We start from the raw sequence: 14026 nt of genomic DNA on the forward strand, positions 1-14026 counted from the left end.
ATTCCCGCTCTCGCTGGTCGTCTGGGCCTGTTCGTCCTCAAAACTCGTCGAGCGAGCGGATCCGGACGGTTGCCGGTTGCTTCACGATATCGCCCTGGTCTGTCGCGTACACCCTCGAAATACCGCGTTCGGCGGCCGCATCGAGGGACTTCTGATTGACTGTCCCGTCCATGATGACCGTTGCTGCGGTGGTCCCCGCCTCTTCGACCAGGGACTGGGCGTCCGAGGCGTCACCCGTCCCGAGGGTCTCGAATTGGTCGTCGAGAATCCGAATTGTGTCGGTCCCGGCGACCCTGCTGACGTGATCCGCGAGTGTCTCCGCCTCCGTTTGTTCAGCCGTCTCCTCCACCCGCTCCGATGTGTCCCCGCTCGGTACTTCAGCAACTGACCCCGCTTCAGCGGACATCGCCACCGCTTCAGCGTTATCCCTTGTCTGTGTCGAGCCTCGAAGCGTCTCGGCCGGACTGTCTCCTGCCTCCTCCGATGGCCTTACCTCCAGCGCCTCGACGGGGATTTTCTCCTGCAGGGCCGTGTGGACTTCGTGACGGGAGAGGTCCTCGACAGACCGATCCGGCGGAGACAGGGCCACGTAATCCAGGTCTCCGACCTGCATGAGTTCCTCCCGGATGAGTTCCCCACCTCGGTCACCGTCCAGGAAGGCCGTCGCGGTCCGGTCCACTGTGAGTTCAGCGACCGGTTCCGGAACGTCGGTCCCCTCGACTGCGATGGCGTTTTTGATGCCATACCGCAACAGGTTGCGAACGTCAGCCCGGCCTTCGACTACGATGACCGCGTCACTCGCCTCGACTCGCGGCCCGGCCGGAAGCCCCTCGTACTCGATGATGTCCTCCACCCGAATCGACTCCCGGACCTCCTCCAGAATCGCTCGACTGTCCATCACCTGTTCGTCGAAGGCCGTCGCGAGCAGTTCCTTCGCCCGCTCGACGACCTCTCGACGTTTGGCTGCTCTCACATCTTCGATTCGCTGAATCTCGACTGAGGCCTGACTCGGACCGATCCGCTCGATGGCTTCGAGTGCGGCGGCCAGGGTCGCCGTCTCGACTCGGTCCAGACTGCTCGCGATCGTGATCGTCCCCTGTGATTGGCCCCCGGTACTTGTCACTTCGACGTCGATCCGGCCGAGTTTCGAGGACTCCTGAAGGTCACGGAGTTCGAGTTCGTCACCGAGCAGTCCCTCCGTCTGGCCGAAGACCGCCCCGACGACATCGCTCCGCTCGATGACGCCGTCTGCAACGAAGTCCGCATGGATGAGATATTTTGCCGTGTCCTCCATAATCGTGTCAGGTGAAAAAACGAATGGGCCGCTTTAATAGCTGTCGTCGCACCAACTCGGTTTCTATCCCTCCAGTGCCCGCTCGAAAGGGTCCCGTTCGACTCGTCCCATATCAGTCGCAACCGACTGTTTCACAGCAGGCACAACGGGCCGTTTCAAAGCGGTCGCAGGCGACCAAGAGAGCCGCCCGCCGAACGGCCTCGTCGATGGACGTGCCGAGAATCCCCGGACCGCCGATTACGAAGAACATGTCAACAGTGTCACGGTTCACCGGGTACTCACCCCGAAGGTACTGACGGTCCGGGGATCACGATTCATGAAAAATATCGAACCGGTCAACAAACGAGCCGATGGCACGGAAGCGTGTTTCCGTGCGGTGACTCTGGAGGGAAACGGTGTTACGGCATCGGACCCAACCCAGGATCGATGGGTACCGAAGGCGATCACACCGAACTCGAAAAGACACTTCGGTCGGGCCGATTCGCGTATGGCGGCGTCCTGACCAAAGGCGGGCTGCAACGGATCGAATGGGCCGACGAAGCGGCGTTCGAAAGCGAGACGGCGGTCGAACAAGTCAGGTACACCGCCTTCAATTCGATCGGAGCCGAGCTCGTCCCACTGGTCGCGGAGAGCGAGCAGCCCGCGGACGGGCACGAATCCGTCGATCCAGAGGAGGGGTCCCACCCGGTGATAACCACTGTCGACGGAGCGGTATCGGCTATGAGGGATGCCTGTGTGTACTACGTGCTCGTCAACAGCTCCGGGCAGGAATGGGGCCGTCTCCGAGACGCCCAACCCTGCCCCACAGAGGAGACTGACGCCCGAATCGATCCAGAATCGGGGAAGGTTCTCCTTGCGGAGGCTCTTATCGAGGATTCCAAGACGCGAATCGCTTCGCTACCCCCCGAACTAGATGCCGAGGACATCGGGTTACTCACCTTCGACTGATTCGAGGAACGGGCGCCGCGAGATTCTACCGCAAAATCCGGTCAGCTGACAGGTTGTGCTACTCGTCGGTTGCGAGGGGAGGATTGGAAAGCACAGACGGTAGCGACTCCCCATTTTCGAGGCGCGCGATGCGTCCCGAGAGAACCGGTCTCTCCTGGCCAACGAACCGTTTCAGTGCAGCTCCCAGCTGCTCGTAGAAATCGGTTTCCGCGTTCTGCCTGACCTTCGCGGCGAATTCGTCGATCCACTGGTCCAGGTGGACGGAGAAAAACTCGTCCTGTTTTTCGATATAGGAGACCGCCTCGGCCTCGTTTCCGGAAGCGAGGGCCTCCACTTCCCGGAGGACCAACACGTACATGAACTCCAGCTCGGCAACCACGTGATCGGCCGGTTCGTCCATATCGATATCGAACCCTTCCTGGAGGAAAGTCGTCTGCACGGTGTTCGTGGTCTCAGTGGCTACCCGGCCGTCGTCGTGGAGGTAGGCCGATTCGTATGGTGGTGCCTGAAGTTCGTACGGCCCGACGAACAACTTGGCGTGATCGACCCGCATCGTCTGGAGATCGGTCTCGACCGCACGCAGTGCGGCTGGATCGACGGCCAATTCCGTTTCTTCGGTCTCTTCGAGAAGGCCCAAGACCTCCTCGTCCGGCTGGCGTAACAACTCGGCCAGAAGCTTGTACGTATTCCCCCGGCGGCGTTCAGTACCGAGATGGTCCTCGTCGATGGTCGAATCGTTCATATGACTGTTTTATGTTCGACGGCAATATCGTTGTGGTGACCCGATCCCTCCGCGAAACGAGTGGTGACACCCAGCTTACAGCTTCTTCAAGTCTACCTTGACATCCCCGTAGGTGACTGAGCTTCCACTCAATCGATCGTACTCGGCCGGGTGCAGGCGGTTGACATGGCCGCCGCGTGGCTCCTTCCCGAACTCCTCGGAAGCAACCTCGCCGTAGGCCCAGTGGCCTGCTCCGTAGGTTTTCACGACGGTGCCCGGCTTCGTACCTTCCCATCGTGTAATCGTGGATTCGATGGTCCCGGCCGGCGAATCGATCTCCACCTTGTCGCCGTCCTCGAGGCCGAGCCGGTCGGCGTCGATGGGGTTGATCTTGAGGACGTCTTCGTCTTTGACGTCGCCGGGGTCGACCTCCTTGTTGTCGTAGTACCACGTGCAGTTCGCGGAGCGACCCTCGCGGTTGAGCCGGGCTTTGTGCTCCACGAGCTGGAACTCGTAGTCGTCTTCGCCGGAAACGTAAGGCTCCTCGTAGTGGGGGATGAAGCCCTCTTCGCCCCGGGCCTGGTACTTGCAGGTTTCGAGGATGTCGTCGACGTCCGTGTCGTGGCGGTCAGCGTGACCTTCGAGGGCTTTCTTGAGGGTCTCGCTGTAGAACTCGAACTTGCCGGTTTCGGTTGCGAATTCGCCCCCGTTTTCCGGCCATCGATGGCCGAACTCCCACTCCTCGGAGTTCCACACGCCCGTCGTGCGGAAGTCCTCCCAGCCGTCGAACTCGTCCCCCGGCGGCCCGTCGACATCCGGGTCCCAGATCGGACGCATGCGCTTTTTGAGCGTGTTCCGGGAGAACGCCTGGGCGCGGAGCTCGCGGTCGTCGTACTCGTCACTCGGTGAGAGACCCGTTTCGGGATCCTCGAACTCGTTCTCGAAGAAATCGAGCAAGTTGGTGAACCCACGTTCGGCCAGTTCGTCTGCGATCATGTACGGGACCTCCGTCTCGGAGGCTTTGCTCTGCCAGAGACGACCCTCGAGGACGCTCTCGGGGTCGTTCGGATCGTCAGCGAGCACGGGCTGCAAGAGGCTCGTCTGCTGCCGACGGGCAGCCATCGACTTGAGCTGTCCCCACCGCTCGTACATGTGGTGGGTCCCCGGAAGCACGATGTCCGCGAAGTGCGCGGTCTCGCTCGCGTGTGTCTCGATCGAGACCATGAAGGGAATCTTCGAGAGGGCCTCTTCCCATCGCTGCGGCTCGGGATTGGAGAACGCGAAGTTGTTCCAGTAGGCGATCAGCATCTCGATCTCCATCGGGTCCTCCTCGAGGATGCCGTCGGCGGCGTTGTTCGTCACGACGCCACCGCCCGACTTCCCCCCTTTCAAAGAGGGGAACTCTTTCGAGCCACGCTGATCGATCTTGTCGCCCGATCCGTGTTTCTTTGGATAGTCGATGCCTTGCTGGGCAATATCGTCGATGTATTCATCGGGGCCCGGCAGCCCGGCCGTACCGTCGTCCAGGCCATACATCTCTCCGCCCTCGTTGCCGACTGAACCGACCAGCCCGTTGAGCACGTGGGTTGCCATGCTGTTGTAGCCACCCCGCGTCTGCATCACCGGGCCACCGCCGACCCAGGAGATGGCGTTCGGACCGGCCTCGCCGAAGCGCTTCGCCACCTTCCTGATCAGGCCGGCGTCGACCTCGGCTCGCTCTTCAGCCCACTCGGGCGTTCGATCCTTGATCTCGAGGTTCCACCACTCGATCAGGCCGTGGACGTTCTCGGTTGCCTCGAAGGTCGATTCGTCGACCGTCTCGCCTTCGACGAACCGGTTCTGGCCGTCCTCGAAGTCGCCGACGAATTCGCGATTCCACAGCCCCTCCGTGAGGATCACGTGGGCTATCGCCGTCGCGAGAGCGCCGTCCTCGCCTGGACTGACCGGCAACCACTCACCAGCCTTGGCGGCCGCCGCGGAGAGACGTGGTTCGACGACCGCGACTTCGGCCTGGTCAAGGACGTCTCCCCACCGGTTCGTGTAGTGAGACACCTGTCGGTTCGTCGCGATCGGATCGGCTCCCCACAGTAACACGTATCGGGCGTTCTCGACGTCGTATTGCCGATAGGACCACTCCCCCTCCGTGTAGAACGGCCCAAATTTCTCCGCCTCGGCACAGATGGCGCTGTGAGAGATGTTGTTCGGGGACCCGAGAATCTTCGGCATCGTTCCGTAGATGACGTGCCGGAGGTAGGTGTAGCGGCCCCGCGTCAGCATGAACTTGTGGGTTTCCTCGTTCTCCCGCAGCTCCATGTACTTGTCCGCGATTTCGGAGATGGCCTCGTCCCAGCTGATCGGCTCGAACTCAGGGTCGACGTCCCGCCCTTTCTCCGGGTTGGTCCGCCGCATCGGTTGGGTGATCCGGTCGGGGTCGTACACCTGCTGCAACGAGAGGGTCATCCGGGGACAGTCGTGTGTCCCGTGGATTACCGAGTGCTCGTTCCCGCGTACGTCCACGGCGTTACCCGTCTGATCGTTGATGAGTACCTGACTCGCACACCACGACGTGCAGCCAGCGCACGTCGTCGGCACCCACTCGCCGGTGTGTTCGACGAGTTGGTTGCGACTCTCATCCTGGGCCCCTGCGAGGGAGCTCAGATTCAGCCCGACGCCACCAGCGACCGCTGCCGCAGCCCCTGCCTTCATGAAACCGCGACGGTCGATCGATAGTCCTGTTTCGGAAGTGTCCTGGTCAGTATCGTGTTTGCTCATGGTATCAATCCTCCAGCCCGGGTTCACCTTTCCCCGGATCGTAACCGTCACCGTTGAACTCTCTCACGTACATCACCTTCGGGTTCGTACCTTTCTCTTCTTTCAGCACTTCCTGGTCGTACTTGCCGAGGATCTCCCGGACCTTGCTGTCAGGATCGTTGAGGTCGCCGAAGATGCGTGCCTCTGCAGGGCATGCCTCGACGCAGGCCGGAAGCTCGCCCTCCGCCACCCTGTGGATGCAGAAGGTACATTTCTCGACGATTCCGCGGTGTCGGGTGGGGTGCTCGTGCTCCCCCACCTCGCGGTTCGGGTTGTAAAACGGCGTGACCTCCCGATCCGTCTCTTCGATGACTTCCGTGGGGGAGGCCGTCGCCCCTTCGATGACGCCCTCCTCGCGGTCCCAGCGCTGGTGTGGATCCTCCTTGAGGTAGTGAATCTCGTCGTACGGGCAGTTGACGATGCAGTACTTGCAGCCGATGCAGCGGTCGGGGTTGTGCATCGTCACGCCGCCTTCGCCCTTGTACAGCGCGGTCGTCGGACATCCCGACACACACGGCGCGTCGGCACAATGATTGCACAGCGTCGGCGTGTAATCCCAGCCGACCTCCGGGAACGTTCCCTGGGTCTCGATGATGCTGCTGGAGAACGCCGGCGCCACCCCCTCGTCGAGGTTGTTCTCCCTGGCACAGCCGATATTACAGCCACCACAGCCGACACACCGCTGCTTGTCGATGACCATGCCCAACTCAACCGCATCACTGTCACCGTCGAGATCAAGCGACTTTACTTCCGCCCGGAGCGCCGCTTTGGTACACTGCTCCGATTCACTCATCTCCATCACCTCGCGAGGCGACGGCGCCACCGTCAGTTGCTACTGATTCGCTCATCGTTTCTAACGGGAGGACGTGCGAGCCGGCCGTGTACACGAACGCGGCGACCGCAAACGCGAAGACGACCAGTGCGAGTTCCGGCATCGACGGAACGTAACTGACGAACGGGTACTCGTTGGTGCCGCCGGAAACCTGTGCGGCGATCTGCCCCCCGACGACGAATTCGAACCGGAGGACGAACATGCCGATCAGCGTGAGGGCAGCGGCCCCGGTGACCCCCTTCGCCGAACGGAGTCCTTCGACCGCCATCAGGAGGAGCGGAACAGCGAGGCCGAGCAGGATCCCGAAGATCCAGTAAATCGGTCCGAACGAGCCCAGCAGCATGTGCTCGTAGGCCATCGCCGTCGAGTCGCTGGTCGCCGTGAGGCCGTAGACCGCCTTGACGAGGACGACGATCAGGGTCGCGCCCAACAGGAGGCCCAGATATTTGCCGAGCGTCTCGGTCACGAAATCCCGACCGGACCCGCCAAGCGGTGAGACGCCGGTCAGGTCACCGACGCCCAACGTGAACGTAATCGCTGCGACGCCGGAGAGCAAGCCGCTCACGAGGAAATACACTGGTGCTGTCGGACCGCCGTAGTAACTTCGCGTCTCGGCCATGCCGAAAATGAACCCGGCGGCGACGACGACACCCACGCCGAGGAGCATCGCGACGGTTCCGAGCGATCTGGCGGCCCCCGATTCGACCCGGCCGACGTATGTGATATACAGCAGTCCGAGGGACACGATAGCGAAGGACGCCGCCAGCAGGATCACCCACCAGATGGGCGAGGAGAGGTTGCCGGAAAGGAGCGGTTGATAGAGCGCCCGGTCCGGCCGTCCCAGGCCGATGAGGATAGTTAGTAATCCCGCCGCGAGCGTCGCGAACGAGAGCAGGATCCCCCGCTTCGTGACCAGCTCGAAGCGTCCAACGCCGAAGACGAGTGACATCGCAACGACCCCGATCATGATCCCTGCACTCATCGTCAGGAAGAACTCGTAAGTCGAGATCAGGATCCCCAGGGGGAGTTGGTTGGTGATGCCGAGGACGACGAGTCCGTCGGCGAGGATGCGATACACGCCGTAAAGGCCCACGAGCAGGCCGATTCCGATAGCTGCAAACCACGGATATCGGAGGGATTCGCCCTGCTCGGAGACCGACGGTTCTGCCTGTGAGGATTGGCTCATGGATTCTTCCGTTTCGATTCGTGAGATGATTTCCAGAACTGTACGACCATTCGCCGCCACGCATAGCGTCTTGTACTCACGCTGATCACGTCACAACATATTTTCTACAGGAAACGGGGTAAGTGGGAAGGGGTACATTTGAACCGGTTTAAGTAATGGCTCCAAAACAGGGTGGTTACTCAAGATGCCACTCTCGGAAAAATAGGTCATAGGTACCCACTTTTCCATTCGTTTGCCGCGACGAACCCCAAGGAATCGATTCGAAGAAGCCGAAAACGGTTACAAGGGAATCGGGCTGAACTGCTGGGCTCCGACGTCTGCTCCACAGAGATAACAGCCCACCGCCAGCATATCCTCCCTGACGTCCTCACCGACGATGGTCACGAGATCACAGCGAGGGCAGTTGAACTGATATTTCCGCTGGTCCGGCCCCATCCGACTCATCGGAGGATACCGTTTGGGGCCGGAAAATCACCGTATTTCACTTCCGTTGCACCCCTGATTCCATTCCACTGGAACGGGCGACCTGCGGTGGGTTCGAGAAACCCGTCGCTCGCTGGTTCACCCGGAGGGGCCCACGCGGAGGGGGTGTCGTTTGTCGCGTTGGTCACTGTCTCACTATTGCCAAGATAGGGGGAAAACTATGCACTCAACACGTTGAGGGGTTCTTTAACCGAAGCCAGTCACACCGGGCTCCATTCCGTCGGTAAGATACGGTAGCGATTTCCTACAGTTCGAACTGCGAGAAAAGCTTCATTTGGATGCGTCGGAGCCGCCTGGAGGCGGCCGAGGCCGAGATGTCGAGTTTTTCGGCCAATTCACGAACCGTAATCTGCCGCGGGTCCTCGAAGAGTCCCTCCTCGACGGAACGGCGGAAGAAATCTCGCTGGCTATCGGTCAGCACGCTCAGATCGAGGCTGACTTCCTCCGAGTGATTCGGTGTCGCACTCGTCAGATCAACGAGCCGGACGGATTCGGCGACCGTTTTGAGATCCTCGACCAGCGATGGGAGTGGCTCCCGATCCAGAAGGGTGACCTCCATTTGTAGGGAATTATTGGCATTCGTCCGAATGTTCGGGTAGAGACCGTACCGCTGGAAGACATCACAGATGCAGTTATCTGACCGATCGTTTGTGATCCGTAAAATGGCCTCATTCGGCAGGTCTTCTCTCCGTTCCTGGCTACAATCACACGATCCACTCATTTCTTTGACGGAATCACACGCATCGTCGAGATCTTCTCTCGCGATTTCGAAGACGCATTTCTGCTCCTCCACCGATTTCATCCGTATTATTTCTCCCGCCTTGCCCCCTCGAACGTCGAGTGCGGGACAGAATCCGTCCGTCTTGATAACGAACGTCGCCCGCAATTCCCGGTGATCTACCGATAGTGACCCCTCATTGTCGGACCGGATGTCATCCGCGTCTTCCGAGAACACCTCTGGTCCGGAGGTCATAGGTAATAGTTAACTAAGAGCACAGAAAATGATAACCGTTGCGGTAATTGCGACACGGAGGTTCCTCGAGGGTGAGTCCTGTTGCTATTTTTTAGATGCACCCTCGAATGGCTCAGCATAGATCCTCATTATTTGGGGTAAACTTAAATTGTGGTTACGGACATGTTGATTTCCGGCCCGATCGAGGATCTGTTTGATGTACGTTCCGATCGGCGTACGAAACGGTCCGGTGTCAACTGGGACACTCATGGCCGAATGGTTTCGTTTTTCCGTGATCGTGTTCGGCTACCGGCGTGTTTTCCTGCCGGTGTGTTTCGCGTGATTGTCCGACCGTTCCGAGATACTCCGAACAGACCTCACAAGCAGCCCCGTGGCCGGACCCATCGAACAGTTTCCAATTCGAAACGTGGCCCAATTGAAGAGTATTTTTCTTCAGTAGTGGCTATCGAAAGTGAATCGACAGACTATTAATGGATTGAAGCCTGTTTTCCCACCAATGAATCGTCGATCGATCGGCTGGGCCCTTACCTTTCTCGGGCTCGTAGTATTCGCCATCCCCTGGTTCCTCTGGGGATCCGACCAAGTGGTCGCCGGACTCCCGCTCTGGCTGTGGTGGCATATCGGGTGGATGGCACTGTCAGCTGTCGTGTTCCAAAGGTTCGCCCGGCAGGCCTGGGGACTCTGGATAACGGAGGAATCTGAGGCTGCAGCAGGTCTCGATACGCACGGTGGGCAGCGACGATGAGTGTCACCCTCCAACTCGGTATTATCGTGGGCTACCTGGTCATCGCCCTCCTCGTCGGACTCGTTGCGTATCGTGTGACCGAACGGACGGCCGAAGACTTCTACCTCGCCAGCCGGACGTTTGGCACGGTCGTCCTCCTCTTTACCGTGTTCGCCACCTTGCTGTCAGCCTTTACGTTCTTTGGCGGCCCTGACAACGCCTACGCGCTGGGACCGGAGTGGATCCTCGTGATGGGGTTGATGGACGGGATCATTTTCGCGATCCTCTGGTACGTGATCGGGTACAAACAGTGGCTCCTCGGGCAACGCTCCGGGTACATGACACTCGGGGAGTTGCTCGGAGATGTCTTTGGCTCGCGACTGCTCCGGGGGCTCGTCGCAGTGATCTCCCTCTTTTGGTTGTTCCCGTACGTGATGCTCCAGCAGATCGGTGCGGGGGCCGCCATCGCTGGGCTTACTGAAGGGGCCGTCCCATTTTGGGCCGGCGCGACACTCATCACGGCATTCATGATTGTCTACGTCACCCTCGCGGGCATGCGTGGGATCGCGTGGACGGACACCCTCCAGGGCGTGTTCATGCTCTCGATGGTGTGGCTGGCACTGGCCTGGGTGCTTTCGGCCGTCGAGGGGGGCATCGGAACCATCAACGCCGGATTGCAGGAGACGGCTCCTGAGTTCCTCGCACTCGGCGGTGGCGCCTACACGCCACAGTTCATGCTCACCTTCGCAATCTCGATCGCGTTCGGGGTGACCATGTTCCCGCAGATCAACCAACGGTTCTTCGCCGCCGACTCGGAGACCGTTCTGAAGCGGTCCTTTGCACTGTGGCCGGTTCTCGTACTCCTGCTTTTCGTCCCTGCCTTTTTGCTCGGGACGTGGGCCGCCGGGCTCGGAATCGAAGCGAACGTCGCTGCCGGGGAGAGTGTGCTCCCCCTCATTCTCGAGGTTTACACGCCCACCTGGTTCGCATCGCTGGTCATCGCCGGAGCTATCGCGGCGATGATGTCCTCCTCCGATTCGATGCTCCTGTCCGGGTCTTCCTATTTCACCCGGGACCTCTACCGCCCCTTCGTCAACCGGGAGCTTTCGGACCGTGGCGAAGACCGGCTCGGACGGGTCGGTGTGGTGAGCTTTGCCGTTCTCGCGCTCGGTGCGAGTATCTGGGCTGAAGGTGGCGGGATTGCGGCCGCGACCGTCGGATCGCTGTTGGTCGATATCGGGGACCTCGCTTTTGGTGGGTTTGCCCAAATGACCGGCCCAGTCCTCATCGCCCTGTATTGGCGACGAACGACCCGGACCGGATTGATCGCTGGATTACTCGTCCCGCAAGGCCTCTACATGGCCTTCAATTTCATCCCCGAAATGACCATCAGCGGGGTTCCGCTCTTCGCGACGACCTACGGCGGCTGGGGAATCTCCCTGTATACCATTCTCGTCGGCGTCGGCGTGACCGTCGCCGTCTCAGCGTTCCAGGCGCGTTCCGGGACCGAACATGGACCAATTGGAGGTGATTGAGATGACGACAACCGATGCCGAGCCGTCAGAACAGCAAACACATATCGTCCCGGTCGGGTTCGAGTACGACCGACTGATCGCACCGCTGATCCGTGATCAGATCTCCGTCGACCGGGTGATCCTCCTCCAGGGCGCGGTCGGCAGCGAAGGCAACGTGGAGTACTCCGAACGTTTGGCCGGAAAACTCGAGACGGATTTCCGAAACCTGCTGGGCGCGACGACCGAGCGGATGACAGTCGAGGATGTCTATGATTACGATGGGGCCTTCGAGTTGGCCTTCGATTGTATCACCACGGAACTCGATGCGGGCAACGAGGTCTGGGTGAACATCTCATCGATGCCGCGGCCGGTGAGTTTCGCCTTCGCCACGGCCGCCCATTCCGTCATGGTCGAGCACGAGGCCGACCGGGAGCGAATCCACACCTACTACACGGCCCCGGAGAAGTACCTGGAAACCGAACTCGCCGAGGAACTCCGCACCCAAATCGACATCCTCGAAACACTCCGGACTGAGATGGGGGCGGACGGCACACCTCGAATCGAGCCCGAAACAATCGACGAACGGCTGGACGCCGCCCAGGACCTCCTCACGGAATTCGACGAGCGTGGGGCCACGATCGGCGCAAAAGAGATCGACGGAAGCCACGTACAAGAGTTGCCAGTCGCCCCGTTTTCGAATATCAAACCCTTCGAGGAGTTGATCCTCTTCACCCTTGGCGACCACGGGGAATTCGACTCGATCAGCGACCTCGCGGAAACGTTGGCACGCGAACTTGACGAGGAGTACACCGACAGTTTCCGTTCGAAAGTCATCTACAATGTTGACCGGTTGGGACCCGGCGGGGTCGGCTATGTGGACCGTGAGGCCGAGGGGAAGTCTTATCGGATCAGCCTCTCCCGAATCGGCGAACTGTGGGTGCGCTCCCACTCGACGGCGTAGTGACCGTTCTGTGCAGCCACGGAGACCGAGAACCATCTGATAGTTAAAAACCCTTTCACAGTCTACATCTGCTTATTTGGATGTTTCGAAATTATATTGAAGGGAGAGCAGCCGTCTCACGACCGGAACCCACCCAACCAGATCAATGCCAAACCCCATCTCGGTGGCCCGTTGTGTCAGCTCCACAATTCAGCCCCACGGGTTTGTCCATCTCCTCCAGCGCCAGAGCGAGTGCGGGAGCTCAGATCCGACCAGGCGGCAGCTCCGCTCCATCCCACACCATGCAAGCACAATCAAATGAAACGATGTATCAGTTCGTCTGTCCCCAGTGTGGGGCGACGCCAGTCGTTGATGACGCAGTTCGGAGGGACATGCTCGACGTGGGCTGTTACATCTGTGAAACGCCGGTCAGCGAGTTGAATTTCCGACGGCTCTAATACTCGCAAAAACCTGCGTCACCGGCATCAAATCGGCCACATGCCCTGCGATTAGTGAATTCGTGGGGTGGAGTTGAATTAGACTGCTCTGTCAGTTCGAAGCCGATTCGGCCGGGGTCACGTCAAGCACTTCGATTTCGAATTCGAGTGTCTCGCCGGCGAGTTGGGGGTTGAAATCCACCTTGACGACGTTATCGCCCACAGAGGTGATCTCGGCGAGTTCGCCTTCCTGGGTCTCGATAAACGCACCCTCCTCCGGCGTCTCTCCACCAAGCATCTCGGTCAATTCGGCGGTGTCAAAGTCCCGAACCCGTTCCTCGGTCCATTCGCCAAAGCCCTTCTCGGGTGGAATCATCACAGTCTCGGTCTCGTCAACGTCCATGCCACGCAGCGCGTCTTCGAGTCCTTCGATGACCTCGTTTGAACCAATTTCGACCGTGAGCGGTGTGTAATCACGTTCGGGCTGGGTCTCGTCCAAACCGGCTGCTTCCGCTACCGATTCGTGAGACGTGTCGAATACTGCGCCATCGTCTAATCGACCAGTGTACGCAACCGTCACGGAATCGCCGGAATCAATCGTCATATGTAATCAAGGGTTGTGACACTGATAAGGGACGGCATCGGCAGACAGAGTGTCTAAGCGAACGCTCCGGCGGCCGGTGCAGCCGATTCCCGGACAGATCAGAGAAGCACTTCTGTCGCGAGTTGTTGCAGTATCTCCTGCAGGTCCGCTCCCGCTTCGGCCGCGACAGACCGGGTTTAGGTCCCCGGCGAGAGTTCTCTGGCAAAGTTCACTCCGACAACCGGGAACGTCGTCGCCGCTATCATCCGGGCAAATTCACGTGGATTGGCCGGCTTGTCGTCAGTCACGGCAAAAGACAGCCACGGTCAGACCTAACGTAGGATGTTGATACACGCCGCCGATGACTTGGAGACCACGGGCAGCCAATAGACGGTGGTTGGTCGTTCGGGCCTATCGCTTGGAGCCCACCCTGAAGGACGGGGTTTCAAATTGCTATACATCAGCTACTTGTTCGTTTCAGTTCGTCAATCCGAGTCGAAAGCGCGAGAAATGTTGCGACGAGCGTCAAGGTTACCGCGGCGCCAGCGGCCAGATCGTGAGCCAGCACGTCGTGGCTGAA

At 59.9% G+C, this 14026-nt stretch carries 13 protein-coding genes; 5 read left to right on the forward strand and 8 right to left on the reverse strand.

Annotation, left to right across the window (positions count from 1 at the left end):
* Positions 1–37: 37 nt before the first annotated feature.
* Positions 38–1294 (reverse strand): DNA primase DnaG, encoded by a 1257-nt coding sequence (gene dnaG / locus V5A26_RS07635; protein WP_332321397.1) that lies wholly within the window; start codon positions 1292–1294, stop codon positions 38–40.
* 426 nt (positions 1295–1720) lie between these two features.
* On the opposite strand from dnaG, the gene V5A26_RS07640 reads away from it, so the two are divergent.
* On the forward strand, positions 1721–2242 hold the full coding sequence (locus V5A26_RS07640) for a hypothetical protein (RefSeq protein WP_332321396.1): 522 nt from the start codon (positions 1721–1723) through the stop codon (positions 2240–2242).
* A 58-nt stretch (positions 2243–2300) separates the two neighbouring features.
* Here the strand turns inward: V5A26_RS07640 and V5A26_RS07645 are convergent, their stop codons facing one another.
* The 6 genes from V5A26_RS07645 to V5A26_RS07670 form a co-directional block, all read right to left on the reverse strand.
* Entirely contained in the window at positions 2301–2984 is a 684-nt protein-coding gene (locus tag V5A26_RS07645) for a TorD/DmsD family molecular chaperone (protein WP_332322312.1), read from the reverse strand.
* A gap of 75 nt (positions 2985–3059) precedes the next feature.
* A complete protein-coding gene (locus tag V5A26_RS07650; RefSeq protein WP_332321394.1) occupies positions 3060–5735 on the reverse strand; it encodes a molybdopterin-dependent oxidoreductase in 2676 nt (891 codons plus the stop codon).
* Between the two features lie 4 nt (positions 5736–5739).
* Positions 5740–6567: a 4Fe-4S dicluster domain-containing protein gene (locus V5A26_RS07655; RefSeq protein ID WP_332321393.1), complete on the reverse strand. Its 828-nt coding sequence runs from the start codon at positions 6565–6567 to the stop codon at positions 5740–5742.
* On the reverse strand, positions 6560–7792 hold the full coding sequence (nrfD, locus tag V5A26_RS07660) for an NrfD/PsrC family molybdoenzyme membrane anchor subunit (protein ID WP_332321392.1): 1233 nt from the start codon (positions 7790–7792) through the stop codon (positions 6560–6562). The genes V5A26_RS07655 and nrfD overlap by 8 nt, the downstream gene beginning before the upstream one ends.
* A 279-nt stretch (positions 7793–8071) precedes the next feature.
* On the reverse strand, positions 8072–8236 hold the full coding sequence (locus V5A26_RS07665) for a DUF7560 family zinc ribbon protein (RefSeq protein ID WP_332321391.1): 165 nt from the start codon (positions 8234–8236) through the stop codon (positions 8072–8074).
* 283 nt (positions 8237–8519) lie between these two features.
* Positions 8520–9248, reverse strand: coding sequence for a helix-turn-helix domain-containing protein (locus V5A26_RS07670; RefSeq protein ID WP_332321390.1), 729 nt, complete (start codon positions 9246–9248; stop codon positions 8520–8522).
* Between the two features lie 496 nt (positions 9249–9744).
* Here V5A26_RS07670 and V5A26_RS07675 point away from each other — a divergent pair, with 496 nt between their 5' ends.
* From V5A26_RS07675 to V5A26_RS07690, 4 genes are all read left to right on the forward strand, one after another.
* Entirely contained in the window at positions 9745–9993 is a 249-nt protein-coding gene (locus tag V5A26_RS07675; RefSeq protein ID WP_332321389.1) for a DUF3311 domain-containing protein, read from the forward strand.
* Positions 9990–11507 (forward strand): sodium:solute symporter family protein, encoded by a 1518-nt coding sequence (locus tag V5A26_RS07680; RefSeq protein ID WP_332322313.1) that lies wholly within the window; start codon positions 9990–9992, stop codon positions 11505–11507. The genes V5A26_RS07675 and V5A26_RS07680 overlap by 4 nt, the downstream gene beginning before the upstream one ends.
* A gap of 1 nt (position 11508) precedes the next feature.
* A complete protein-coding gene (locus tag V5A26_RS07685) occupies positions 11509–12447 on the forward strand; it encodes an HFX_2341 family transcriptional regulator (RefSeq protein ID WP_332322314.1) in 939 nt (312 codons plus the stop codon).
* A 281-nt stretch (positions 12448–12728) separates the two neighbouring features.
* The gene (locus V5A26_RS07690) at positions 12729–12884 is read left to right on the forward strand and encodes a DUF7560 family zinc ribbon protein (RefSeq protein WP_332321386.1); all 156 of its coding nucleotides are present in this window, start codon (positions 12729–12731) and stop codon (positions 12882–12884) included.
* A 91-nt stretch (positions 12885–12975) separates the two neighbouring features.
* Here the strand turns inward: V5A26_RS07690 and V5A26_RS07695 are convergent, their stop codons facing one another.
* A complete protein-coding gene (locus V5A26_RS07695) occupies positions 12976–13467 on the reverse strand; it encodes an FKBP-type peptidyl-prolyl cis-trans isomerase (protein WP_332321385.1) in 492 nt (163 codons plus the stop codon).
* Positions 13468–14026 lie beyond the last annotated feature (559 nt).

Source organism: Halodesulfurarchaeum sp. (assembly GCF_036626455.1).
Taxonomy (GTDB): Archaea; Halobacteriota; Halobacteria; order Halobacteriales; family Halobacteriaceae; genus Halodesulfurarchaeum.